The organism is Paucibacter sp. PLA-PC-4 (assembly GCF_026241155.1).
Classification (GTDB): domain Bacteria; phylum Pseudomonadota; class Gammaproteobacteria; order Burkholderiales; family Burkholderiaceae_C; genus Roseateles_E.
The window spans coordinates 34,909-60,022 of sequence record NZ_JAPFGP010000007.1 but is presented as its reverse complement, the minus strand read 5'-3'; the positions used below and the strand labels follow the sequence as shown (position 1 = coordinate 60,022).

Sequence of the window (25,114 nt, the reverse complement as noted above, 5' to 3'; positions counted from 1 at the left end):
TGTTGCCAGAAAAGGGGACGGGAAGGACCTCAAGTCTCAAGGGGCGGACTGTAGCACTCCTGGCTAACCCTAGGCACGCGGCTACGCTTTTGCATCGTGAGACTTGCACGCCGGGAGTTTCGGCCAGGTACAGCTCGAACTGAAGCCTCTTTTGGCGCGGGCCCCCTATTTCATCTTTGCCGGCAAACGTTTGCGAACATGGCGAGCTTGGCCTAGACTTCAGCTCGCGCGCCAAAGCCCCGCGATTGAATGGCTTGGCGTCGGGACACTATCGAGGAGCTCCCATGCAAGTCAAAGTCGTCGACTACCTCGCCGCCGACGCGGCCGAGCAGTTCACCCGCTCGCTGCACGAAACCGGCTTCGGCGTGCTCGTCAACCATCCAATCCAGCAAGCCCTGGTCGAGAAAATCTATGCCGACTGGCTAGATTTCTTCAACGGCGATGAGAAGCACCAGTACGCCTTCTCGAAGGAGAAGCAAGACGGCTACTTCTCGACCGAGATTTCCGAGACCGCCAAGGGCTTCACCCAGAAGGACATCAAGGAGTACTTTCACATCTACCCGTGGGGGCGCATTCCAGCGCCGCTCAAGGCCGATGCGATGCAGTACTACAGCCAGGCCAACGGCCTCGCGCAAGAACTGCTGTCCTGGGTTGAGCGCTACACGCCGGCCGAGATCGCACGCCACTACCGCGAGCCGCTGTCCCAAATGATCCAAGACAGCCAGCTGACCCTGCTGCGCGTGCTGCGTTATCCGCCGCTGACCGGCAGCGAGCCGGCCGGCTCCCTGCGCGCCGCGCCGCATGGCGACATCAATCTCTTGACCATCCTGCCGGCCGCCAACGAGCCAGGCCTGCAGGTGCAGGGCAAGGACGGCCAATGGTTCGACGTCCCCTGCGACTTCGGCATGCTGATCATCAATATCGGCGACATGCTGCAGGAAGCCTCACAGGGTTACTACCCGTCAACCCAGCACCGCGTCGTCAATCCCACCGGCGACAGCGCCAAGAAGAGCCGGGTCTCGCTGCCGCTGTTCCTGCACCCGCGCGATGAGGTCGTGCTGTCGGACCGCTACACCGCCCACGCCTACCTGCAAGAGCGGCTGCGCGAGCTGGGCGTCAAGAAGTAAGCCGGCCCCTCACCACAGCTGACCCCGGGGTCGGCTTTTTTACGCCGGTCTGCTCTACAGTGGGCCATGCCTCAGGTCATCCACATCCACCCCGCGGCGCCGCCCAAGCCGGCCTTGGGCGCGACATGCAATGGCTGCGGCGTGTGTTGCCTGGCCGAGCCCTGCCCTGTGGGCGTGCTGGCGAGCCGGCGTCGGCGCGGCGCCTGCGCGGCGCTGCGCTGGTCGGACGGGGGCGGGCGCTATGTCTGCGGCATGCTGGTGGAGCCACTGACGGCATTGGGCTGGGCCCACCCGGGTCCGCAATGGCTGAACCGCCTGATCGGCGCCTGGGCGCGCCGCATGATCGCCGCCGGCAAAGGCTGTGATGCCGATCTGCTGGTGCAGCCAGCACCGGGCGAACAGCGCCCGTACTGAGACCCGGGCAAGCCACTAGAGCAGCGCGCAGACCCACGGGCTAGGATCGATATTCCTAACAGTTTTGGAGTGCGCAGACTATGAATCATCAGCTCAAGCTGGCTTCGATTTCGCTGGCCCTGGGCCTGCTGGCCGCTACCTCGGCCACCGTGCATGCCGTACCGCTGCGTTGGGCAGCGCAAAACGACATCCTGACGACGGACCCGCACTCGCAGAATCATGCGACCACCAATGCGATTCTGATGCACGCCTATGAAGGCCTGACCCGCTACAACACCAAGTACGAGGTTGAGCCGGCACTGGCCACCAAATGGACCTTCATCAGCCCGACCCAGGTGCGCTTTGAGCTGCGCAAGGGCGTCAAATTCCATGACGGCACGCCCTTCACCGCCGACGACGTGGTGTTCTCCTTCGGCCGCATCAAGCAGCCCCAGGGCACGATGCAGATCTATGTGACCGGCATCAAGGAGGTCAAGAAGGTTGACAGCCACACCATCGATCTGATCCTGGAAGCCCCCAACCCCATCCTGCTGCGCAACATCATCGACTTCCGCATCATGAGCAAGGCCTGGGCGGAGAAGAACAACACCGTCAATACCCAGGACTACAAAGCCAAGGAAGACAACTTCGCCTCGCGCAATGTGATGGGCACCGGCGCTTACAGGATCACCGGCTGGCAGCCCGACCAGAAGATCTCGATGGTGCAGAACCCCGACTGGTGGGACAAGGCCCGCGCCAGCAACATCACCGAGGTCAGCTACCTGCCGATCAAGTCGGACCCCACCCGTGTGGCAGCGCTGCTGTCCGGCGACGTCGATCTGCTGACCGATCTGCCGACGCAGGACGTCGCCAAGCTGAAGTCCGACCCCAAGCTCAAAGTCGTCGAAGGCCCCGAGGTGCGGACCATTTTCCTGGCGCTGGATCAGGGCAGTGACGAACTCAAGGGCTCCAACGTCAAGGGCAAGAACCCCTTCAAGGACAAGCGCGTGCGCGAGGCGCTGAACCTGACCGTGGACCGCGAGGCGATCAAGCGCACCATCATGCGCGGTTTGTCGATCCCGGCCGCCATCATGGTGGCACCGGGCGTCAACGGCAACACGCCGGACATCGACCAGCCGCTCAAGGTGGATGTCGAGAAGGCCAAGAAGCTGATGGCCGAGGCCGGCTACCCCGAGGGCTTCGAGATTCAGATGAACTGCCCGAACAACCGCTACGTCAACGACGAAGAGGTCTGCCAAGCGGTCGTCGCGATGTGGGCCAAGATCGGCGTCAAGGGCCGCCTGGTGGCCACACCGATGGCCCAGCACAGCGTGACCTTCCAGAAGTTCGACACCTCGCTGTACATGCTGGGTTGGGGCGTAGCCACCTATGACGCGCAGTACGCGCTGCAGTCGCTGGTGCGCACCAAGACCACCGGTGCCGACGGCAACTTCAACTACTCCAAGGTCAGCGACGCCAAGATCGATCAGTTGGTCGATGCGATGAAGACCGAGGTCGACATCCCCAAGCGCAACGCGATGATTCGAGAGGCCTTGTTGCGCACCCGCGACGAATACCTGTTCGTGCCTCTGCACCACCAGGTTCGCCCCTGGGCGATGCGCGCCAATGTGACGACCGAGCACCGCTCGGATGACCGTCCGGAAGCGCGCTTCACCAATATCAAGTAAGGCGCACAGCCACTTGAGAAGGCCGCCTCCGGGCGGCCTTCTTCATGTCTGCGGCATTATCTAGCTGATGCACTGGATGGCCCCCGATGGTTCTGAAACCATCGGGACATGCCGAAAAACCGAGATTACACAGGCCTGGAGCGCACGCCATCATCGATGGCTTGGCTGATTTCGCAGCACGCACGGCTGCGAGGCCGGCTTGATCGCTGTCGTCACCAGGCAGCGGTGCTGCCCGAAAAGATCCATCTCCTCAAGGCCGTGCTTTCCTAATTGGATGCCGTCATCCCCTTGCACGAGCGAGGCCCTGCTGGATGCCGCCAGCGCTGCACAGTTCGCGCGGACAGGCCGATCTGTGCACACGCCGCCTCCAGCCTCGCACCAGCGGCACAGGCTTCGTCAATCAGGCCAATCAAAGTTTCGCACCGCTGAGGAGGACAGGTCATGACTCCTCATCCCCCAACAACGCTTGGAATTTGTTTTGTAGCACCAGCAGCGCCGCCGCTTCAGCTACCTGAGCGGCGAAACTGAGAACAGTGTATGTACGGAAGTCATTGCGCCCATCGTATGAATGCGCGTCATTGGCGCAAAGCTCTGATTGACGTGCGCAGCGGGCTCTTCCGAGTCGCTACATGCACCATTCATTGCTCTTGTCGTTAACTCTTTCCCAGAGAGTGCCCGAATACATTGGTGAGTTATCGCCCATAGATTAACAAAGCGAGAAAACAATTGGCCGTTGCGTTATGACATCGCTGGATAGAGGGTTAGCCGGCCACGCCGAGGAAGGTGCGGGCAACTTTGTCGAAAGAAGCGAAGGCTTCATCGAAGTGCGGCTTGAAGGTTCCGTACACGAGTGGCAACAAGTTCTGTTCGTATTCGGCCCGACTCTGCTCGTCCATACCAACTTGGTCCAGAGCCTTCTCCATCACGCCCAAAGGATCCGCGGCAAAGTCCGGATGCTGCTTACCGAACTCTTCGACATCGCCATGCACCAGGGCGGCGAACGCAGGAGCGCTAACAGCCACCATGTCCGGGTTGCGTGTGTAGATGCAGTGCACGTCATAAATGTGGCGCACGAGCGCCGTGTCCCAGGCTCGCAGCATTTGCCCTGAACGGTGCTGCGCAAACCGACGCAAGAATGAAAGAATCTTCTCGGATTGAGTCTCTGCTACTGAGATCGTCGCCACCGAGAAAGGTGAGCCAGACTGTCCGGCAATGCGATCAGCCAACGCATGGAGCGAAGTTCGCTCAACTGGAAGCACAGGTGCGCGCAGCGTCAGCTCGATCTGAAGGTTCGGACGCAGGCCCGCAGTCACAGGGTAACTGCGCTGGTACATCCACTGGCTATGCAAGTACCGATGCTCATTGAAGGTCACGGCTTTGTCGGGCTCCTCGACCAAGCCGATGTCAGATAGAGCTTTACCCACGCGAACGCGCACCTCGTCGCCGAGATAGCGCCGAAGTTTGGTACGACTCAGCTGGCGACCCGCCCCCGTGAGTACAACCTTGATGTCGGCATCTTCGGACATGCGCTCAATCAGGCCGTGCGCCTTTGACAAACTCGTTCCTCCACAGAAGACGAGCTGCACGAATTCGAACTCCAACGCAAACACTGCACGCAGTGCATCCGTCAGGTGCTCGTCCTTTTCGAGAAGGCCGGCAGTTACTCTTCCGAGATCGACTTCGGCAACCAACGCTTCAATGAGCTCGGCACGATCTTTCGCAAGAACCCTCATGCACGTTCGTACTCGACGAGCTTGCCGTTGAAGCCCAACTTGCGCTGAATGCGCCGTTTGCCAACACTGAAAACCACCCCTGTTGGGATCTGGGTGCTGCTACCAGAGTTGTACTCGCGTGTCTGACGGGACTCACCGACCTGAACGCCCAATTTCTTGAGAACTTCCGGCGCCAGGACTTCAAGCGGTTTCACGGGGATGGGCTTGCCGGAAAGCACACTCAGCTTGGCCTTGGCGTAGACCCCAACTCCAAGCTTTACCAGCGCACCCTTCCCTTGAAGTTCAGCGAGCGCGCGACCGACCTGGGCCTGGCTTCCAAAAGTGACGAAATCGGCGCGCACGAAAACATCGGCGTTCCGATTCGCCACCGAGCGCCTTATGCGGTCAACGATATTCATGGCCTCAATCCTTGCTTGAGGACCTCATTGTACAACAGCAGACAAGCTGTTGATATTAAAAGAGTTTTTTCCGACAAGCCACGCTCTCCTACCTCCTCAGCTTCGCTACTGCACGTGAACGCTTGAGCCCGTTGGCTTTCTCGTACCATGCCGAATTATGGAAAACAATGCGCCGGCGACAGACGTGCATCGTTTCACGCAACGGTCCACCGTGAACCCGGCGACCGCCCTGTATGACCGGTTCAATCGTTGTAAGGAGCTCACCATTTGCTGCCTTTAGTGAGCGAATCAATGACTTCTTGAGCTCGCCGTATACAGCTGCTCGCCCGGCATAGTCTCTTGCCGGCAATGACCGTCGGAACCGCCTCGACCCCGTCATTGCCTGACCAAGAGTGATCGGCCATCGGCATCGACGGGTACCACCAGTATCTGCGTGCGCTGTTCAAAGCCTTGCCCACGGCCCAGACCGCCGACGACTTCGCGGCGTTGCTGCCTTGGCGGATCGATCTGATCGCCGCATGAAGCCCTTACGCTGCGGCCCGGGCCCTGGCAAGGACGTAGTTCATTGAGCGCTTACGCGAGATCAGCCAAGCCATCGATGCAAGCGTGCGCTCCAGGCCCGTGACAGCTCGGTTCTTCGGCATGCCCCGATGGTTCTGAAACCCTCGGCAGGCATCCAGTGCATCAGCTAGATCGTGCCGGATGTCCGGTTCTTATAGATGTGGCCGGCCTTCATGATCAGGGCCAGCCCCTGTTCAGGCTCGGCCAGCATGGCCAGGTCTCGGCGCGGATCACCCTCGACCAGCAGCAGATCGGCATAGGCGCCGGCCTGGATGCGGCCGATCTGGCCTTGCTGGCGCATCAACTCGGCCGCGGTGGAGGTGGCGCTTTGCAAAATCTCCAGCGGCCCCATCGCCGCAGCGCGCAGCGCGAACTCTCGGTTCTGGCGCGGCTGCATATGGCCGAGCAGATCGGTGCCGAAGGCAATCGGGATACCTTCAGCCTTGGCCAGCTGGATGGCTTCGATGCCACGCGCCTTGACCCGCTCCAGCTTGGCTAGCATCTCGGCCGACCAGCCCAGCCGCGCGCCCTCCTCGCCCAGCGCCTCATAGGTCGCCAGGGTGGGCACCAGATAGGCGCCCTGCCTCTTCATCTCGCGCGCCGAAGTCTCGTCGAGCAGATTGCCATGCTCGATCGAGCGCACGCCGGCCTGCACCGCACGGATGATGGAACGCGGCGAATAGGCGTGCGCCATCACATAGAGATTGGCGGCCTCGGCCTCTTCGCAGATCGCCGCCAGTTCGGCGATCGAGTACTGCGTACCGTCGATCGGATCGGTCGGGCTGGCAACGCCGCCCCCGGCCATCACCTTGATCTGGTTGACGCCGTTGCGCACCTGTTCGCGCGCGGCGCGCCGCACCTCGGCATCGCCATCAGCGATCAGACCAGGCAGCCCCAGTCCCGCGCAGGTGCAGAACATCTCGCGTGTGCCCTTGGGTCGCGCGTCGGCGTGGCCGCCGGTCTGCGACAGGGGCTGGCCAGCGATGAACAGGCGCGGCCCGATGAAGAGCCCGCTGGCTACCGCCTCTTGCAGGCCGAAGTCGGCGCCGCCGGCATCGCGCACCGAGGTGTAGCCGCGCATCAGCAGGGCCTCCAGCACCGGTTTGCTTTGCGCCGTGATCAGCGAGGGAGGGCGGGCCGACAGTTGCAGCACGTCATGGCTGACGGCCATCACATGGACATGGGCGTCGATCAAGCCAGGCAGCAACACGCGACCGCCGGCATCGATATGCTGAGCTGCTTCGCTCACCTGCAGTGGCCGCTGGGTGACCTCGACGATACGCTCGCCCTCGATCACCACGGTGGTCCGCGGCAGCAGCTCGGCGCTGGCGCTGTCGAACAGCAGGGCGTTGCGGATGACGATGCGCGACTGGCTCATGAAACCTCCACAGTGGAGGCCCATGCTAGGCAGGCCGCGCCGAAGAAAATAGCGGGGTTAGCCCCCGCTTCGCCTCAACTCAAGGACAGGCGCTGCCGCGCCGCGCGGTATTCGCCCGCCAGGCGCTCGACCAGCCTACGCGCCGGCACGATCTCGCGCACTGCACCGATGCCCTGGCCGCTGCCCCAGATGTCCTTCCATGCCTTCTTCGAGTCGCCGCCGAAGTTCATCGCACTTGGGTCGCTCTCGGGCAGCTTGTCTGGATCCATGCCTGCATTGACGATGGAGCCGCGCAGGTAGTTGCCGTGCACGCCGGTGAACAGATTGCTATAGACGATGTCATCGCTGTTGGAGGCGACAATCATCTGCTTGTACGCCTCGGTGGCGCGCGCTTCTTCGGTCGCGATGAAGGCCGAGCCGATATAGGCGAAGTCCGCGCCCATTGCCTGAGCAGCCAGCACCGCATCGCCGCTGGCGATCGCACCCGACAGCGCGACCGGGCCATCGAACCACTCGCGGATTTCCTGGATCAGCGCGAACGGGCTCTTGACGCCCGCATGGCCGCCGGCCCCGGCCGCCACCGCGATCAGGCCGTCTGCGCCCTTCTCGATCGCCTTCTTCGCGAACTTGTTGTTGATGATGTCGTGCAGCACGACGCCACCCCAGGCATGCACGGCGGCATTGACATCCTCGCGCGCGCCCAGCGAGGTGATGATGATGGGCACCTTGTACTTGGCGCACAGCGCCATATCGTGCTCCAAGCGGTCATTGCTCTTGTGCACGATCTGGTTGATCGCAAACGGCGCGGCCGGCTTGTCGGGGTGGGCCTTGTTATAGGCCGCCAGCTCGGTGGTGATCTCGTTGAGCCACTCGTCCAGCAGCTCGGCCGGACGGGCATTGAGTGCGGGCATCGAGCCAACGACGCCGGCCTTGCACTGCTCGATCACCAGCTTGGGATTGCTGATGATGAACAGCGGCGAGCCGATGATGGGCAGGGGCAGGTTTTGCAGGACGGGAGGCAGGGCCACAAAGGTCTCCGTTCGTTGTATCAGTGGGCGATCAGAAGGCATCCAGAGCCAGCGCGGTGACGCTGTCGGCGCCCTCGACGATGGCGTCGCGCAGGCCGGAGCTGCGGCTCAGGATGTGCTCGGCATAAAAGCGCGCCGTCACGATCTTGGCGGTCATGAAAGGAATCTCCTCGCCAGCGGCGACCTTGTCCTCAGCCACGATCAGTGCGCGCGCCAGCTGCCAGCCGGCCACCAGATTGCCGGCCAGCATCAGATAGGGCACCGAGCCGGCGTAGGCCGCGTTCGGATTGCCCTTGCCCTGGGCGGCGATGAAGTCCACCACATCGAGATAGGCCTGGCGGGCTTCGCCCAGGCGTTTGGCCACGGCCTTGGATGCCGCGCTGCTGCGCTGTTTCAGCAGTCCTTCGGTGGCCTCGATCTGGCCTGCAATGGCGCGGGCGAGCTGGCCACCATCGCGCGTGGTCTTGCGGCCCACCAGGTCATTGGCCTGGATCGCGGTCGTGCCTTCGTAAATCGTCAAGATCTTGGCGTCGCGGTAGTGCTGCGCCGCGCCGGTCTCCTCGATGAAGCCCATGCCGCCATGCACCTGCACGCCCAGATCGGTGACCTCCAGGCTCATTTCGGTGCTGTAGCCCTTGACCAGCGGCACCATGAATTCGTAGAAGGCCTGGTTGTGCTTGCGGGTGTCGGCGTCGGGATGGTGGTGGGCGGCGTCATAGGCCGCAGCGGCCACGCTGGACATGGCACGGCAGCCCTCGGTCAACGCGCGCATCGTCATCAGCATGCGACGCACATCGGGGTGATGGATGATGGCGGCGCTGCCGGCCACCGAGCCGTCGACCGGACGCGACTGCACGCGATCGCGCGCGTAGCTCACCGCCTTCTGATAGGCCCGCTCTGCCACCGCAATGCCCTGCACGCCGACGCCGAAGCGGGCGGCGTTCATCATGATGAACATGTACTCGAGGCCGCGGTTCTCCTGGCCGACCAGGGTACCGATTGCGCCCCCATGGTCGCCGAACTGCAGCACTGCCGTCGGGCTGGCCTTGATACCCATCTTGTGCTCGATCGAGACGCAGTGCGCGTCATTGCGCGCGCCCAGCGAGCCGTCGGCATTGACCAGGAACTTGGGCACGATGAACAGGCTGATGCCCTTGACGCCCTCCGGCGCTCCGACCACGCGGGCCAGCACCAGATGGACGATGTTCTCGGCCATATCGTGCTCACCGTAGGTGATGAAGATCTTCGTGCCGAAGATCTTGTACGTGCCGTCGGGCTGCGGCTCGGCGCGGGTGCGCACCTGGGCAAGATCTGACCCTGCCTGCGGCTCGGTCAGATTCATCGTGCCGGTCCATTTGCCGGCCACCAGATTGGGCAGGAAGATGGCCTTTTGCTCATCGCTGCCGGCCGTCAGCAAGGCCTCGATGGCGCCATCGCTGAGCAGCGGGCAAAGCGCAAAGCTGACATTGGCGCTGTTGATCATCTCGCCGCAGGCCGCGCCTATGGTCTTGGGCAGTCCCTGGCCGCCAAACTCGGTCGGGTGCTGCAAGCCCTGCCAGCCGCCATCGGCGAACTGGCGGAAGGCCTCCTTGAAACCAGGGGTGGTGAAGACCTGACCGTCCTTGAAGTAGGAGGGGTTCTTGTCACCCTCGAAGTTCAGCGGCGCGATCACGTCTTCATTGAGCTTGGCGCATTCCTGCAGCACGGCCTGGGCCGTATCGATACCGAAGTCGGCAAAGGCCGGGATCTCGGTCAGCGCCTGCAGGCCGGCAAGCTCCTGCATATTGAACAGCATGTCTTTGACGGGGGCACGGTAGCTCATGGTGTCTTGTCTCCAGATACAACAAGGGCGCCGCGACCAGACAGTCGGGCGCCCTTCATCGGTTTCGAGCGGGCGCTCAGAGGGCGTTAATCAGCTCGGGCACGGCGGTGAACAGATCGGCTTCCAGGCCGTAGTCGGCCACCGAGAAGATCGGCGCTTCCGGATCCTTGTTGATCGCGACGATCACCTTGGAGTCCTTCATGCCAGCCAGGTGCTGGATCGCGCCGGAGATGCCGGCGGCAATATAGAGCTGAGGCGCAACGATCTTGCCGGTCTGGCCGACCTGCCAGTCGTTGGGCGCGTAGCCGGCGTCCACAGCGGCACGCGAGGCGCCCAGCGCCGCGCCGAGCTTGTCGGCCAGCGGAGTCAGCACCTCGTTGAACTTGTCGCTGCTGCCCAGGGCGCGGCCACCAGAGACGATAATCTTGGCTGCGGTCAGCTCGGGGCGGTCGCTCTTGGTCACTTCACGGCCGGCGAACGTGCTCGTGCCGGAATCGGCAGCGGCGGCCAGCGTTTCGACGGCGGCCGAACCGCCAGCGGCGGCAGCAGCGTCAAAGCCAGTCGTGCGCACGGTCAGCACCTTGGTCGCGTCGGCGGACTGCACGGTGGCGATCGCGTTGCCGGCGTAGATTGGGCGCTCGAAGGTGTCGGCGCTGATGACCTTGGTGACATCGCTCAGCTGGGCCACATCCAGCAGCGCCGCGACGCGCGGCGCGACGTTCTTGCCCGAGGCGGTGGCCGGGAACAGGATGTGGCTGTAGCCAGCGGCGATGGCAAGCACTTGCGCGGCCAGATTCTCGGCCAGGCCGTCAGCCAGCTGGGCGGCATCAGCGTGCAGCACCTTGCTGACACCGGCGATCTGCGCGGCCGCAGCGGCGGCGGCGGCGGCATTGGAGCCGGCCACCAGCACATGGACATCACCACCGCAGGCGGCGGCGGCGGTGACGGTGTTCAGCGTCGCGCCCTTGATGGAGGCGTTGTCGTGTTCAGCAATTACCAGAGCAGTCATCTCAGATCACCTTCGCTTCATTCTTCAACTTGTTCACCAGCGTGGCCACATCCGGCACCTTGATGCCGGCGCTGCGCTTGGGCGGCTCCTCGACCTTCAGGGTCTTGATGCGCGGCGCCACGTCCACGCCCAGATCGGCCGGCTTGACGATGTCGAGCTGCTTTTTCTTGGCCTTCATGATGTTGGGCAGCGTCACGTAGCGCGGCTCGTTCAGGCGCAGGTCGGTCGTGATGACCGCCGGCAGGCTCAGCTTGACGGTCTCAAGGCCGCCGTCGACTTCGCGGGTCACGGAAACCTTGCCGTCGGCGACTTCGACCTTGGAGGCAAAGGTGCCCTGCGGCAGGCCGGTCAGCGCGGCCAGCATCTGGCCGGTCTGGTTGCAATCGTCGTCGATGGCCTGCTTGCCGAGGATCACCAGTTGCGGTTGCTCCTTGTCGACCAGGGCCTTGAGGATCTTGGCCACGGCCAGCGGCTGCAGCTCGGCGTCGGTCTCGACCAGGATGGCGCGGTCGGCGCCGATGGCCATCGCAGTGCGCAGGGTTTCTTGGCACTGGGTCACGCCGCAGGAGACGGCGATCACCTCGGTGACCACGCCTTTTTCCTTCAGGCGCACCGCCTCTTCGACGGCGATCTCGTCGAAGGGGTTCATGGACATCTTCACATTGGCGATGTCCACACCGGTGCCGTCGCTCTTGACGCGCACCTTGACGTTGTAATCGACCACTCGTTTGACAGGAACCAAGACCTTCATCGAAGTACTCCAAGGCTAATTGACGTTAACGTTAATCGGATTCTACGGGCCAGCCCCGGCGACGCTGAGTCATCCTGGCGTCAAATGTCCGAAAAAATAGCACGACCGTTCTATTCTAGCGACGTCTTGGGCACGAGCGGCCCGACAAACTAGACTGCGCAACCTGATGACAAGCACCTCCCGCCCCCCTTCCCCCTGCTTGGGTGTTTTCGATTCCGGTGTCGGCGGCCTGACCGTGCTGCGTGAGCTGCGCGAGGCACTGCCGGACGCGGCGCTGCACTATCTGGCCGACACCGCTCATGCGCCGTATGGCGAGAAAAGCAGCGACTTCATCGCAAAGCGCAGCCTGGTGATCGGCGAATACCTGCTCAACCGTGGCGCGGTGATGCTGGTCGTTGCCTGCAATACCGCGACCGCCCACGCCGTCAACGCCTTGCGCGAGCGCTGGCCCGAGCTGCCCATCGTCGGCATTGAACCCGGCATCAAGCCAGCCGTCGCCGCCAGCCGCAATGGCCGCATCGGCGTGCTGGCCACACCGGCCACCATCGCCAGCGCGCGCTACCAGACCTTGATTGAGGCTCATGCCCAAGGCTTCCAAGTCTTCAGCCAGCCTTGTCCCGGGCTGGCCGACCTGATCGAGACAGGTGAGTTGGACAGCCCGGCCCTGCGGGGCCTGATCGAGCGCTGCTGCGCGCCACTGCGCGAGGCCGGTGTCGACACGGTGCTGATGGGCTGCACCCATTACCCGCTGGTCCAGCCCCTGTTCCAGCAAGCACTGGGCCCAGAGGTCCAGCTCCTCAAGATCGAGGCGGCCGTTGCCAAACAGGCCCAGCGCTACTGGGCCGGCGACGGCGTGCCGAGCCTGACGCTGGAAAGCACCGGCGACTCCGCCGTGCTGAGCCGCCTGGCCTCTAGCGCCATGGGCTGGGCCGCGCAATCAACGCGCCAGATTCACATTTAGGCGCGCGCAGCCGCCGCGCCGCGCTGCACATTGACGCCGGCCAACACCCACCAGCCGAGCAAGAAGAAGACGCCGGTGCTGAGGATGGCCAGGCGGTGATTACCGGCCGTCAGCCAGGTCACCAGGCCATAGGTCAGCGGCCCGATGACGGCCGCCAGCCGGGTCGCAAAAGCCCACAGACCGAAAAACTCTGCCAGGCTTGCCTGTGGCGCCAGCGCACCGACCATCGCTCGGCCGCAGGACTGGCTCGATCCCATGCACAGGCCCGCCAGCACGGCAGCCACCCAGAACAGCGCTGGGCCTTGGGCGACAAAGGCCAGCAGGATCATCACCACCCAGCCCAGCAAGGTGACCTTCAAGGCCCGGCTATGACCGACACGATCCTCGAAGTAGCCGAAGACAAAAGCCCCGACCGCCGACGCGATATTGACCAGGAACACCAAGGCCATGGTCTGTGCCTGCTTGAAGCCCAGGGTCTGCTCGGCATACACCGCTGCCAAGGCAATCACCACGGCAATGCCCGCCTGATAGCTGACACCGCAGACCAGAAAGCGCATGAAATCGGGGTAGCGACGTGCCCGCTGCCATGACGCCTTCAAGCGAGCCAGCGCCGATTGAGCCGGCGCAGGCTTCGTCTGAACTTGGGCGCGCTCGCGCAGCAGCAAAAAGGTCGGCAGCGCCGCCAGCGCATAGACGCCAGCCGTGATGTACATCGTGACCGGCACGAACTCGCTGGCGCTCATCCCGGCCGCCTGCGCATGCAGCACATAGGCCAGACTCAGGCCCAAAGCCAGCATGCCGCCGAAGTAACCGAAGGCCCATCCCCAGCCGGACACACGCCCGAGCGAATCGCGCCGCGCCAGTTCTGGCAGGAACGCCCCAATCAAGGCCTCACCGCAGGCATAGCAGGTATTGGACACAACAACCGCCAGCGCGGCCCAAGCCAGCTGCCCCTGACCGGCCAAGCCCAGCCCTATCGTCGAGATGACGCAGCCGGTGGTCATCAGCATCAGCAGCCGCTTCTTGGCCGCGCGCGCATCGGCATAAGCGCCCAGCGCCGGCATGATCAGCATCACCAGAACGCTCGACAGTGCGATCAGCGAGGTCCACAGCAAGGTGGCCGAAGCGCTGGACTGCGCGATCACACCAACGAAGTAGGCGTTGTAGACGGCGGTCAGCACCACCGTGGTGTAGCCGGAGTTGGCGAAGTCATACATCGACCAGCCGAACACCTCGCGCTTCTTGACGCCCGGATTCAGCAACTCTTGCGCAAACAGTCCCACTGCCACCCCTCGTTGGTCGTTATGGCCCTCGACGGGCATGTTGCCAGCACAGTCGCTAATCGCCCGCCGAGCAGCATGAAGACAGGGGCTCAGATCAGGTGAACAGTATTCACCGTCACTTTCACCCCGCCAAACGCGAGCGCCCCCCCCACTCGCGCCCCTGCAGGCCGCCCGGACGGTATCACCCGGCGGTGACAGATTCAAGCGAGGGCGACTCTTGGCTCATCCCGCAACTCGTGACCGTCACGCATATTGGGCAAACCAAATGCGCACCGAGAAATGTGCGCACACGGCTAAGAATGATGGTGCCTCGAACCGGAGTCGAACCGGTACGCCCCTTTCGGTAAGCGGCGGATTTTCGTACCCACTACAACTTTCGTTGCCACAGCCGCGCTGTGTTCGGAGTCTGGAATGCGCCTTGGCCATTGCGTCGTCACGCTTTAGGCCCCCGCCGTCCACTCTCTACACCTTCCCCGTGCGGGGCTTGGCTCGGCGTTGCCTCGGACCCAAGATCCAGGGGGTTCGCCGACTTTGACGGGATTCACGCCAGAGGTTTCCCACCTGGGTGCTCAAATTGCTCTCAAGTCCGCTGTGTCTACCAATTTCACCATCGAGGCACGAGGCAGAGTCTAAATCAATCGACGCCTACCTTTGAGCCGCCTGAGCATGGGCGGCGCAAAATCTGCGTGCCTGAACTCTGGCAACGCGCCCCCTCGCCCTCACCCAAGCCATCAGCGTGTAGACGGAAAGCCCCCCCTGATTTTCACCAAGTGATTCAATCAGAAGGCAAATTCGGTCTGCAAGGCGCGGAACTTGCGCTCAACCCTTCCCCAACGCCCGTTGACCAAGGGTGAGGACAACTCCTCGGCCGGGCGGAATGCCGATCGCCCATCTGCACGATGGCCATACACAGCGAGTATTGGCGAGGGCCTATCGAGCTCTCGGCGATCCACGTATCAGGATGCGTGGGACGACACCACCACGACGCAGGCAAGCGACAGCCACTGCAGACGCCGCAGTACAAAGCCGCGGCGGCCACCCCAACGGAGTTGGGCAGCAGCAGAAATGATAAAGGGAAGCCATCAGGCTTCCCTTTTCATTTTGGAGCGGGTAACGAGGCTCGAACTCGTGACCTCGACCTTGGCAAGGTCGCGCTCTACCAACTGAGCTACACCCGCATTTCAATTTTCGCATTCTGTCCAGCCTGGTGGCCGAACCCGGCGCGAACCGGTTTTCTGGAGCGGGTAACGAGGCTCGAACTCGTGACCTCGACCTTGGCAAGGTCGCGCTCTACCAACTGAGCTACACCCGCATTGAATTCTTGGAGGCGCGGTCCGGAGTCGAACCGGACTAACCGGATTTGCAATCCGGGGCATAACCGCTTTGCTACCGCGCCTTAGAAATCAAATTTTCACTACCGCCAATACTTATGGTGAAGTACTGATGGAAATGGGAAGCCGGGGCTTCCCATTTATATGCCTGGAGCGGGTAACGAGGCTCGAACTCGTGACCTCGACCTTGGCAAGGTCGCGCTCTACCAACTGAGCTACACCCGCATAGTTTCAACACACTGCTCGCTGGATTCTGAATTTCTTCAATCATCCTGCGCCGTTTGCGCTGAAGCAGCTATTCTATACCGGATTTTAGAACTCATGCAAGGCCCCGCGGCCCTGCATGCTTCAAATCTCAGTGTGTCGCCGCCGGAGGCGCCGCCACGGCCGCTTCGGCCTTGGCCGCCACAGCCGGCTCTTCATCAGGCAGCGCAACTGGCATGGACTCGAGCGCCACTTCCAGCACCCGATCGATCCAGCGCACCGGCACGATCTCAAGCTGGTTCTTGACGTTCTCCGGGATGTCCTGCAAGTCCTTGACGTTCTCTTCCGGGATCATCACGGTCTTGATGCCACCACGGTGCGCGGCCAGCAGCTTTTCCTTCAGGCCACCAATGGCGGTAACTTCGCCGCGCAGCGTGATCTCGCCGGTCATCGCCACATCGGCACGAACCGGGATGCCGGTGAGCGCAGAGACAAAGGCCGTCGTCATCGCCGCACCCGCGCTGGGACCGTCCTTCGGTGTTGCGCCGTCGGGCACATGGATGTGCACATCGCGCTTCTCGAAGGCCTCGTCCTTGATGCCCAGGCGGCGAGCGCGTGAACGCACCACAGTGCGGGCCGCCTCGACAGACTCCTTCATCACATCGCCCAGCGAACCGGTGCGGATGATGTTGCCCTTGCCCGGCATCGCCGTCGCCTCGATGGTCAGCAGATCGCCGCCCACCTCGGTCCAGGCCAGACCGACCACCTGGCCGACCTGGTTCTTCTTCTCGGCGCGGCCGAAGTCGTACTTGCGCACGCCCAGGAAGTCGTTGAGGTTGTCCTCGGTGACGACGGCCTGACCCTCGACGGTCTTCAGCGCCAGATTCTTCACCACCTTGCGGCAGATCTTGGAGATCTCGCGCTCTAGCGAACGCACGCCGGCCTCGCGGGTGTAGTAGCGGATGATGCCGCGGATGGCCGACTCCGTGACGTCCATCTCCTCGTCCTTAACGCCATTGTTCTTGCGCTGCTTGGGCAGCAGATAGCGCTGGGCGATATTGACCTTCTCGTCCTCGGTGTATCCCGACAGGCGAATGACTTCCATCCGGTCCAGCAGGGCCGGCGGGATATTCATCGAGTTCGAAGTGGCCACGAACATCACATCGCTGAGGTCGAAATCGACCTCGACGTAATGGTCGCCGAAAGTGTGATTCTGCTCGGGGTCCAGGACCTCCAGCAACGCCGATGACGGATCACCTCGGAAATCCATGCCCAGCTTGTCGATTTCATCGAGCAAGAACAGCGGATTGCGCGTGCCGACCTTGGACAGCGACTGCAGCACCTTGCCCGGCATCGAGCCGATGTAGGTGCGGCGGTGGCCGCGAATCTCGGCCTCGTCGCGCACCCCGCCAAGGGCCATGCGCACGAACTTGCGCCCGGTGGCGCGCGCCACCGACTGACCCAGAGAGGTCTTGCCCACACCCGGGGGGCCGACCAGGCACAGGATGGGCGCCTTCACCTTGTCGACACGCTGTTGCACCGCGAGATATTCGAGGATGCGGTCCTTGACCTTATCCAGGCCGTAGTGGTCTTCGTTGAGTACGCCTTCGGCGTTGCTGAGGTCGTACTTGATCTTGGTCTTCTTGCTCCAGGGCAGGTTGACCAGGGTCTCGATGTAGTTGCGCACCACGGTGGCTTCGGCCGACATCGGCGACATCAGCTTGAGCTTCTTCAGCTCACTGTCGGCCTTCTTGCGGGCCTCCTTGGGCATGCGGGCGGCCTGGATCTTCTTGTCCAGGTCTTCGAGATCAGCACCCTCTTCGCCGTCGCCCAATTCCTTCTGGATTGCCTTGACCTGCTCGTTGAGGTAGTACTCGCGCTGGCTCTTCTCCATCTGGCGCTTGACGCGGCCACGGATGCGCTTTTCCACCTGCAGAATGTCGACCTCGTGCTCAAGCAGATCGAGCAGCTTCTCCAGACGCTTGCCGACTTCGGACAGGTCCAGCACCGATTGCTTGGCGTCGAGTTTGAGCGGCAGATGCGCGGCGATGGTGTCGGCCAGGCGGCCGGCGTCATCGATGCCGGCGATCGAGGTCAGGATCTCGGGCGGGATCTTCTTGTTGAGCTTGACGTATTGGTCAAACTGCTGGGTCACTGCGCGGCGCAGCGCCTCGACCTCGGGCTTGGTATCAGCCTCTGGCGGAATCGGCACGACCTCGGCAACGAAGTGCTCCTCGGTCTCGGTGATGCTGCTGGTGGTGGCGCGCTGCAAACCCTCGACCAGCACCTTGACCGTGCCGTCGGGCAGCTTGAGCATCTGCAAAATGCTGGAGACGCAGCCGACCTCGAACATATCGTCGGGCTTGGGCTCGTCCTTGCCGGCAGCCTTCTGGGCCACCAACATGATTTGACGACCGGCTTCCATCGCGGCTTCCAAAGCCTTGATGGACTTGGGGCGACCCACGAACAGCGGGATCACCATATGCGGGAACACCACCACATCGCGCAGCGGCAGCAGCGGCAGGGTGATGGGTTCGGCGGGCAGAACGGGATGACCGGACATGAAAACCTCTCTTTCTCAGGCCCATCTGCGGCCTGAGGGGGTAAATGCAAGACGCCGAAGGGGAAGGATAGATCAGGCGCTGGCCTTGGCCTGCTCGCGATACACGAGCAGGGGTTTGGCCTCTTCCTCGATGTTGTGCTCGTCCAGCACCACCTTGGCCACACCATCCAAGGCGGGCAGTTCGAACATGGTGTCGATCAGCGACTGCTCCATGATGGAGCGCAGGCCGCGGGCACCGGTCTTGCGGGCCAGGGCCTTGCGAGCGATCGCCGCCAGGCCGGAGGGGCGCACTTCCAGCTCCACACCGTCCATCGCGAACAGCTGCTGGTACTGCTTCAACAAGGCGTTCTTGGGCTCGGTGAGAATCTGCACCAGCGCGTCCTCGGTCAGCTCGCCCAAGGTGGCCACGACTGGCAGACGGCCGACCAGCTCGGGAATCAGACCGAACTTGATCAGATCCTCAGGCTCGACCTCGCGGAACACCTCGGAGACGCGGCGCTCGGACTTGGTCTTGACCGTCGCGCCAAAGCCGATGCCCGACTTCTCGGAGCGGTTCTGGATGACTTTTTCCAGACCATCGAAGGCGCCACCGCAGATGAACAGGATGTTGGTCGTGTCGATCTGCAAGAAGTCCTGATTCGGATGCTTGCGCCCGCCTTGCGGCGGCACCGAGGCCATCGTGCCTTCGACCAGCTTCAGCAAGGCCTGCTGCACGCCCTCACCCGAGACATCGCGGGTGATGGAGGGGTTGTCGGCCTTGCGGCTGATCTTGTCGATCTCGTCGATGTAGACGATGCCACGCTGGGCGCGCTCGACGTCGTAGTTGCAGTTCTGCAGCAGCTTCTGGATGATGTTCTCGACATCCTCGCCAACATAGCCCGCCTCGGTCAGCGTGGTCGCATCGGCGATCACGAAGGGCACGTTCAGCAGACGAGCCAAGGTCTGAGCCAGCAGGGTCTTGCCCGAGCCAGTGGGGCCGATCAAGAGGATATTGCTCTTGGAGAGCTCGACCGAATCCTTGTTGCCGGCCATGTGGCGCAGGCGCTTGTAGTGGTTGTACACCGCCACTGCCAAGGTGCGCTTGGCGACGTCCTGACCAATCACATAGTTATCCAGGCTCGCCTTGATCTCGCTGGGTACGGGTAGATCGGACTTGCTGGCGCGCGCCGGCGTGCTGTCGGCGGGCACTTCATCGCGAATGATGTCGTTGCACAGCTCGATGCACTCGTCGCAAATGAACACCGACGGGCCGGCGATAAGCTTCTTCACCTCATGCTGGCTCTTGCCGCAGAAGGAGCAGTACAAGACTTTTTCGCTGGAGTTGCCTTTTTTCTCGGCCATGGATCTACTTCAAATTCGGGCGTGAGTGCCTGATGGGATGATAGTTCAAACGCCGACGGGGCCCTTGCGTCAATAAGGGCCCCGATCCAGCACCAGTTGAGTCCGGCCCCGAGCTCAGGGGCGCTTTTCGAGCACCTGATCGATCAGGCCGTAGCTCTGCGCCTCAGGAGCGGACATGAAATAGTCGCGCTCGGTGTCCAGCTGGATCTTCTCCAGGCTCTGACCGGTACGCTCGGCCAGGATGCGATTGAGCTGCTCGCGGGTCTTCAAGATCTCGCGGGCATGGATCTCAATGTCGGTGGCCTGTCCCTGGGCGCCGCCCAGCGGCTGGTGGATCATGATCTTGGCGTTGGGCAGCGACATGCGCTTGCCCTTGGCGCCGGCCGCCAGCAAGAAGGCACCCATGCTCGCCGCCATGCCCATGCACAGGGTCGCCACCTGGGGCTTGATGAAATTCATCGTGTCGAAGATCGACATGCCGGCCGAGACGCTGCCGCCGGGGGAGTTGATGTACAGGGAAATGTCCTTGTCCGGATTTTCGCTTTCCAGGAACAGCAGCTGGGCCACCACCAGATTGGCCACCGCGTCATTGACCGGGCCGACCAAGAAGACGATGCGCTCACGCAGCAGGCGGCTGTAGATGTCATAGGCGCGCTCGCCGCGGCCCGACTGTTCGATGACGATGGGCACCATGCCCAGATTGCTAGTTTCCAGCGCGCTCATGAATTTCCTCGCAAGTGATGCTTTGTTATTGGGGCTGATTATGTCGCTTCAAGACGGGGGACGCAGAAAGGGCAAAGGCGCCGGCCTTGCGGCGCGGCGCCCTTGCGCTCAGCTCAGACCAACACTCAGTTGGCAGTCGCCATCAGCTCGTCGAACGGCAGGGCCTTGTCGGTGACCTTGACCTTGGACAGCACGAAGTCCGTCACATTATTCTCGATCACGACAGCCTCGACCTCGGCCAGACGCTCGCGGTCGCTCAGGTACCAGCGGACCACTTCAGCCGGCTTCTCGTAGCTCTGCGCCAGCTCTTCGATGTGAGCTTGCAACTGCTCGGGCTTGGCCTGCAGATTGTTGGCGCGCACCAGCTCGGCCACCACCAGACCCAGGCGCACGCGGCGCTCGGCCTGGGGCTTGAACAGCTCCTCGGGGATCGGTGCCTTTTCGGCGTCCTTGATGCCGCGCTTTTTCAGGTCCTCGCGGGCATTGGCCACCAGACGCTCGGTCTCGCTGGCGATCAGCGCATTCGGCACCTCCAGTTCGGCAGAAGACACCAGAGCGTCCATCACGGCGCCCTTGTTGCGGGCCAGCACGCGGAACTTGACTTCGCGCTCGAGGTTCTTCTTGATGTCGGCACGCAGCGCCTCGACCGTGGCTTCCTTGATGCCCAGCGACTTGGCAAACGCCTCGTTCACTTCAGGCAGGTGCTGGGCCTCGATCTTCTTCAAGGTCACCAGAAAATCGGCTTCCTTGCCAGCCACGTCCTTGCCGTGGTAATCCTCGGGGAAGGCCAGCGGGAAGGTCTTGGACTCACCCGACTTCATGCCGCGAACGGCCTTCTCGAAGGCCTCCAGCATCTGGCCTTCGCCGATGATGAACTGGAAGGCCTCGGCCTTGCCACCGGCGAAGGGCTCGCCGTCGATCTTGCCTTCGAAGTCAATCGTGACGCGGTCTTCGTCGCTGGCAGCCTCGGCGGCGGCGCGCTGCGCAAAGGTGCGGCGCTGCTTGCGCAGGATCTCGACAGTCTTGTCGATCGCGGCATCGGTCACTTCGCTGCCGATGCGCTCGACTTCAGCGGCCGAAAGATCGCCGATCTTGACTTCGGGATAGACCTCGAAGGTGGCATCAAACGCCATCTGGCCCTCGCCGGCCTCGTCCTTCTGGGCGATGCGGGGCATGCCGGCCACGCGCAGCTTGGCTTCGTTGGCGGCGCTGGAGAAGGCCTCGCCCAGCTTGTCGTTCATGACCTCGTACTGAACCGAGTAGCCATAACGCTGGGTGACCACGCTCATCGGCACCTTGCCGGGGCGAAAGCCGTCGGCCTTGACCGTGCGGGCCAGCTTCTTCAGACGGGTCTCGACTTCGCTGTTGATGTCAGCGGCCGCCAGCGTGAGCGTGATGCGGCGTTCGAGCTTTTCGAGGGTTTCGACGGTGACAGCCATAGTTGACTCAATACAAAGTTATCTGGTGCGCGGGGCCGGACTCGAACCGGCACGCCCGTGAAGGCGTCAGGACCTAAACCTGGTGCGTCTACCAATTTCGCCACCCGCGCTAGTGGATCCAGGATCGTGTTGATGCCGAAGAAGACTCCCGGCGCCGCCTCAACCCTGTGGCAATTCGGTAAACCGGAGATTGTAGCCTCTCGCCGGCCCGAAGATTTGGCCCAGGTAAACCCGGACTATCAGAAACGCGACGCAGCCTCGCTGGGACGCTGGATGCGGAACCAAGCCGCATACATCGCCGGCAGCGCCAGCAGGGTCAGCGCGGTCGCGACGATCAAGCCGCCCATGATGGCCACGGCCATCGGCCCCCAGAACACTGAGCGCGACAGCGGCACCATGGCCAGCACGGCGGCTGCGGCCGTCAGCACGATGGGCCGAAAGCGCCGCACGGCCGACTCGACAATCGCCTGCCATGCCGGCACCCCGCGCTCGCGGTCCTGCTCGATCTGGTCGATCAGGATCACCGAGTTGCGCATGATCATGCCCATCAGCGCGATCACGCCCAGCAGCGCGACAAAGCCGAAAGGCCGGTCCAGTAGCAGCAGCGCCGCGGCCACGCCGGCAATGCCCAGCGGCCCGGTCAAGAACACCAACATCGAGCGCGAGAAGCTCTGCAGTTGCAGCATCAGCAAGGTGAAGGTGATAAACAGCATGATGGGCACGCCGGCTGCAATCGAGCCTTGGCCCTTGCTGCTCTCCTCCACCGCCCCGGCCACATCGATCGAATAGCCCAGCGGCATCTTCGCCTGCAATTGCTTGAGCTGCGGCCAGATCTGTGCCGAGACCGTGGCCCCTTGCATGCCCTCGGCCACATCGCCCTGCACGGTGATCGCGTAATTGCGGCCCTCGCGCTGCAGCAGACCTGGCTCCCATTCAAAGCTGACCTTGGCGATCTGGGTCAGCGGAATGCTGCGTCCGCTGGCCGTCGGCACATAGGCATTGCCCAGATCGGTGATGGCCTCGCGCTCGGCCAGCGGCTGGCGCAGCACGATATCGATCAGCTTGTCTGCCTCGCGGTACTGGCCGATCGTGCTGCCGGACAGCAAGGTGCGCGAGGCCTGAGCCAGGCTCTGGCTGCTGACACCCAGCGCGCGCGCCTTGTCCTGATCAACCTCCAGGCGCAGCGACTTGACCGACTCGTTCCAGTTGTCGTTGACGCCGCGCATATTCGGGTTGGCGCGCAAAATCGCCTTGGCCTGGTCGGCCCACATCCGCACGGTCGCGACATCGCTGCCAGCGACACGGAATTGCACTGGATACGACACCGGCGGGCCATTGGGCAGCAGCTTGACGCGGCTGCGCACCTCTGGGAACTCGGCCGCCACCAGTGCCGGCAGACGCTTGCGCAAGGCCTCGCGCTCGCGCAGATTCTTCGGCAGCACGATGGCCTGGCTGACGTTGGGCGCCGGAAAGATCTGGTCCAGCGGCAGATAAAAGCGCGGCACGCCGCTGCCGATCCAGGTGCTGACAGAGTCGACGCCCGGCTCGCGCATCATGCGCGCCTCAAAGCGCTGCGCGATCGCGCGGCTTTGCTCTATCGTCGCACCCTCCGGTAGCGTGAAGTCGACCAGGATCTCCGGACGGCTGGAGTCCGGGAAGAACTGCTGCTGCACCCGCCCCATGCCAACCAAGCCCAGCGCGAAGATCAGCACCGTCATGCCGATGGTCTTCCAGCGGTTTTGCACGCACCACAGCACCATGCGGCGAAAGCGGTTGTAGAACGGCGTGTCGAACAACTCGTGCGCTGCGCCCTGGCCGGCCACATGGCTGCGCAGCAGCAGCGAGCCCAGATAAGGGACGAAATAGATCGACACCACCCAGGAGATCACCAGCGCGGCCGCAGTCACCGCGAAGATCGCGAAGGTGTACTCACCGGTGGCCGACTGGGCCATGCCGATGGGCAGGAAGCCCACCGCCGTGATCAGGGTACCGGTCAGCATGGGCATCGCCGTCGCGTCATAGGCAAACGTCGCGGCGTGCATCTTGTCATAGCCCTCTTCGAGCTTGCGCACCATCATCTCGACCGCAATGATGGCGTCGTCGACCAGCAGACCCAGCGCGATGATCAGCGAGCCCAGCGAGATCTTGTGCAGGCCCACGCTCCAGTAAAACATCGTCACAAAGGTGATCGCCAGCACCAGCGGGATCGTGATCGCCACCACCAGACCGGGCCAGATGTCAATGCGCAGCGGCTTGGTGTGCAGGCCCAGCGCGATGAAGCTGACCGCCAGCACGATCACCACCGCCTCGATCAACACCTGCACAAATTCGTTGACCGAGCGCGTCACCGCCTGCGGCTGATCCTGGATCTGTGCCAGCTCGATGCCAGCCGGCAGCTCCTTGCGGATCTTGGCGCTGGCCGCTTGCAAGGCCTTGCCCAGCGCGATGATGTCGCCGCCCTTGGACATCGAGATGCCCAGCGCCACCACATCCTTGCCCTGGTGGCGCACCATGATGGACGGCGGATCAGCATAGGCGCGCTTGATATCGGCGATATCGGACAGGCGGATGCTGCTGGCGATGCCGGTCACGGGATTGATCGCGCGAATCGGGAAGTCCTTCAGCGCCTGCACCGAGTTGAACTGGCCACCGATGCGCACCTGCAGATTGCCGCTGCCGGCATTGAGCACACCGGCGCCCTCCACCGCGTTTTGCGCTCCGAGCTGATTGATCACTTGGCTGAAGTCCAGGCCCAGCTCGGCCAAGCGCTTTTGCGAGATCTCGATGAAGAGCTTTTCCGCCTGGGCGCCAAAGGTCTCGACCTTGGCAACATCGGGCAGCTTCAGCAGCTGGGCCCGCACACGGTCGGCGTGCTCGCGCAATTCCTCACGGCTGAAGCCATCGGCCGACAGCGCCAAGATGGAGCCGTAGACATCACCGAATTCGTCATTGAACAGCGGTCCGAGCACCCCCTGCGGCAGGGTGTGGCGCATATCGCCGATCTTTTTTCGCACCAGATACCAGGTGCCCGCGACCTCTTTGGCCGGCGTGCTGTCCTTGAGTTGGAACAGGGTCAGCGACTCGCCCGGCTTCGTGAAACTGCGGATCTTGTCGGCATGCGGCACCTCCTGCAGTGTCTTCTCGATCTTGTCGGTCACCTGCTCGGCCACCTGCTGCGCGGTCGCGCCTGGCCAGAAGGCCTGGACCACCATGATGCGGAAAGTGAACGGCGGATCCTCGTCCTGGCCCAGCTGGAAATAGGCGGCAAAGCCCATCACCATCAGCACCACCATCAGATAACGGGTCAGGGCCGGATGCTCCAAGGCCCAGCGGGACACATTGAAGCGTGAGCCCACATAGGGCTTGTTCGGAGTGCTCATG

Annotated in this window: 18 protein-coding genes and 5 tRNA genes; 5 read left to right on the top strand and 18 right to left on the bottom strand. The window is 62.9% G+C overall.

Going from position 1 to position 25,114, the window contains the following annotated elements; genetic code table 11:
• Positions 1-284 precede the first annotated feature (284 nt).
• From OOZ63_RS12385 to OOZ63_RS12375, 3 genes are all read left to right on the top strand, one after another.
• Positions 285-1,127 carry an isopenicillin N synthase family dioxygenase gene (locus tag OOZ63_RS12385; RefSeq protein WP_266005808.1) on the top strand — a complete coding sequence of 281 codons (843 nt, stop codon included), beginning with the start codon at positions 285-287 and terminating at the stop codon, positions 1,125-1,127.
• 66 nt (positions 1,128-1,193) lie between these two features.
• Positions 1,194-1,541 (top strand): hypothetical protein, encoded by a 348-nt coding sequence (locus OOZ63_RS12380; protein WP_266005807.1) that lies wholly within the window; start codon positions 1,194-1,196, stop codon positions 1,539-1,541.
• A gap of 80 nt (positions 1,542-1,621) precedes the next feature.
• The gene (locus tag OOZ63_RS12375; RefSeq protein ID WP_266005806.1) at positions 1,622-3,208 is read left to right on the top strand and encodes an ABC transporter substrate-binding protein; all 1,587 of its coding nucleotides are present in this window, start codon (positions 1,622-1,624) and stop codon (positions 3,206-3,208) included.
• A gap of 761 nt (positions 3,209-3,969) precedes the next feature.
• Here the strand turns inward: OOZ63_RS12375 and OOZ63_RS12370 are convergent.
• Both OOZ63_RS12370 and OOZ63_RS12365 read right to left on the bottom strand, forming a co-directional pair.
• Complete coding sequence (locus OOZ63_RS12370) at positions 3,970-4,941, bottom strand: nucleotidyl transferase AbiEii/AbiGii toxin family protein (RefSeq protein ID WP_266005805.1); 972 nt, start codon at positions 4,939-4,941, stop codon at positions 3,970-3,972.
• Complete coding sequence (locus OOZ63_RS12365) at positions 4,938-5,339, bottom strand: DUF6088 family protein (protein ID WP_266005804.1); 402 nt, start codon at positions 5,337-5,339, stop codon at positions 4,938-4,940. Before OOZ63_RS12365 ends, OOZ63_RS12370 begins: the two co-directional genes overlap by 4 nt.
• A gap of 402 nt (positions 5,340-5,741) precedes the next feature.
• Between OOZ63_RS12365 and OOZ63_RS29200 the strand changes: the two genes are divergently transcribed.
• Entirely contained in the window at positions 5,742-5,861 is a 120-nt protein-coding gene (locus OOZ63_RS29200) for a transposase domain-containing protein (protein WP_416234731.1), read from the top strand.
• Positions 5,862-6,027: 166 nt separating this feature from the next.
• On the opposite strand, the gene OOZ63_RS12360 is transcribed toward OOZ63_RS29200, so the two are convergent.
• From OOZ63_RS12360 to OOZ63_RS12340, 5 genes are all read right to left on the bottom strand, one after another.
• Positions 6,028-7,278, bottom strand: coding sequence for a metal-dependent hydrolase family protein (locus tag OOZ63_RS12360; RefSeq protein WP_266005802.1), 1,251 nt, complete (start codon positions 7,276-7,278; stop codon positions 6,028-6,030).
• 74 nt (positions 7,279-7,352) lie between these two features.
• On the bottom strand, positions 7,353-8,348 hold the full coding sequence (locus OOZ63_RS12355; protein WP_266005801.1) for an NAD(P)H-dependent flavin oxidoreductase: 996 nt from the start codon (positions 8,346-8,348) through the stop codon (positions 7,353-7,355).
• The gene (locus OOZ63_RS12350) at positions 8,338-10,128 is read right to left on the bottom strand and encodes an acyl-CoA dehydrogenase (RefSeq protein ID WP_266005800.1); all 1,791 of its coding nucleotides are present in this window, start codon (positions 10,126-10,128) and stop codon (positions 8,338-8,340) included. The genes OOZ63_RS12355 and OOZ63_RS12350 overlap by 11 nt, the downstream gene beginning before the upstream one ends.
• A 76-nt stretch (positions 10,129-10,204) precedes the next feature.
• Positions 10,205-11,137 (bottom strand): electron transfer flavoprotein subunit alpha/FixB family protein, encoded by a 933-nt coding sequence (locus OOZ63_RS12345; protein ID WP_266005799.1) that lies wholly within the window; start codon positions 11,135-11,137, stop codon positions 10,205-10,207.
• A 1-nt stretch (position 11,138) separates the two neighbouring features.
• Positions 11,139-11,888, bottom strand: a complete 750-nt coding sequence (locus OOZ63_RS12340) for an electron transfer flavoprotein subunit beta/FixA family protein (RefSeq protein ID WP_266005798.1) — start codon at positions 11,886-11,888, stop codon at positions 11,139-11,141.
• A gap of 166 nt (positions 11,889-12,054) precedes the next feature.
• On the opposite strand from OOZ63_RS12340, the gene murI reads away from it, so the two are divergent.
• On the top strand, positions 12,055-12,849 hold the full coding sequence (murI, locus tag OOZ63_RS12335) for a glutamate racemase (RefSeq protein ID WP_266005797.1): 795 nt from the start codon (positions 12,055-12,057) through the stop codon (positions 12,847-12,849).
• Here the strand turns inward: murI and OOZ63_RS12330 are convergent.
• From OOZ63_RS12330 to OOZ63_RS12280, 11 genes are all read right to left on the bottom strand, one after another.
• Complete coding sequence (locus OOZ63_RS12330) at positions 12,846-14,171, bottom strand: MFS transporter (RefSeq protein WP_416234725.1); 1,326 nt, start codon at positions 14,169-14,171, stop codon at positions 12,846-12,848. The two genes, murI and OOZ63_RS12330, sit on opposite strands and share 4 nt — an antisense overlap.
• A gap of 1,063 nt (positions 14,172-15,234) precedes the next feature.
• Positions 15,235-15,310: transfer RNA gene (locus OOZ63_RS12325), tRNA-Gly, on the bottom strand.
• Between the two features lie 58 nt (positions 15,311-15,368).
• A tRNA-Gly gene (locus OOZ63_RS12320) sits at positions 15,369-15,444 on the bottom strand.
• Between the two features lie 10 nt (positions 15,445-15,454).
• Positions 15,455-15,528 (bottom strand) — tRNA-Cys (locus tag OOZ63_RS12315).
• Positions 15,529-15,612: 84 nt separating this feature from the next.
• Positions 15,613-15,688: transfer RNA gene (locus tag OOZ63_RS12310), tRNA-Gly, on the bottom strand.
• Between the two features lie 130 nt (positions 15,689-15,818).
• Complete coding sequence (gene lon / locus OOZ63_RS12305; protein ID WP_266005795.1) at positions 15,819-18,230, bottom strand: endopeptidase La; 2,412 nt, start codon at positions 18,228-18,230, stop codon at positions 15,819-15,821.
• A gap of 72 nt (positions 18,231-18,302) precedes the next feature.
• Positions 18,303-19,571 (bottom strand): ATP-dependent Clp protease ATP-binding subunit ClpX, encoded by a 1,269-nt coding sequence (gene clpX, locus OOZ63_RS12300; protein WP_266005794.1) that lies wholly within the window; start codon positions 19,569-19,571, stop codon positions 18,303-18,305.
• Between the two features lie 114 nt (positions 19,572-19,685).
• Complete coding sequence (gene clpP, locus OOZ63_RS12295) at positions 19,686-20,294, bottom strand: ATP-dependent Clp endopeptidase proteolytic subunit ClpP (RefSeq protein ID WP_137941723.1); 609 nt, start codon at positions 20,292-20,294, stop codon at positions 19,686-19,688.
• Positions 20,295-20,419: 125 nt separating this feature from the next.
• Positions 20,420-21,733 carry a trigger factor gene (gene tig, locus OOZ63_RS12290; protein ID WP_266005793.1) on the bottom strand — a complete coding sequence of 438 codons (1,314 nt, stop codon included), beginning with the start codon at positions 21,731-21,733 and terminating at the stop codon, positions 20,420-20,422.
• A gap of 23 nt (positions 21,734-21,756) precedes the next feature.
• Positions 21,757-21,843 (bottom strand) — tRNA-Leu (locus tag OOZ63_RS12285).
• A 129-nt stretch (positions 21,844-21,972) separates the two neighbouring features.
• Positions 21,973-25,113, bottom strand: a complete 3,141-nt coding sequence (locus OOZ63_RS12280) for an efflux RND transporter permease subunit (RefSeq protein WP_266005792.1) — start codon at positions 25,111-25,113, stop codon at positions 21,973-21,975.
• Between the last annotated feature and the right edge of the window lies 1 nt (position 25,114).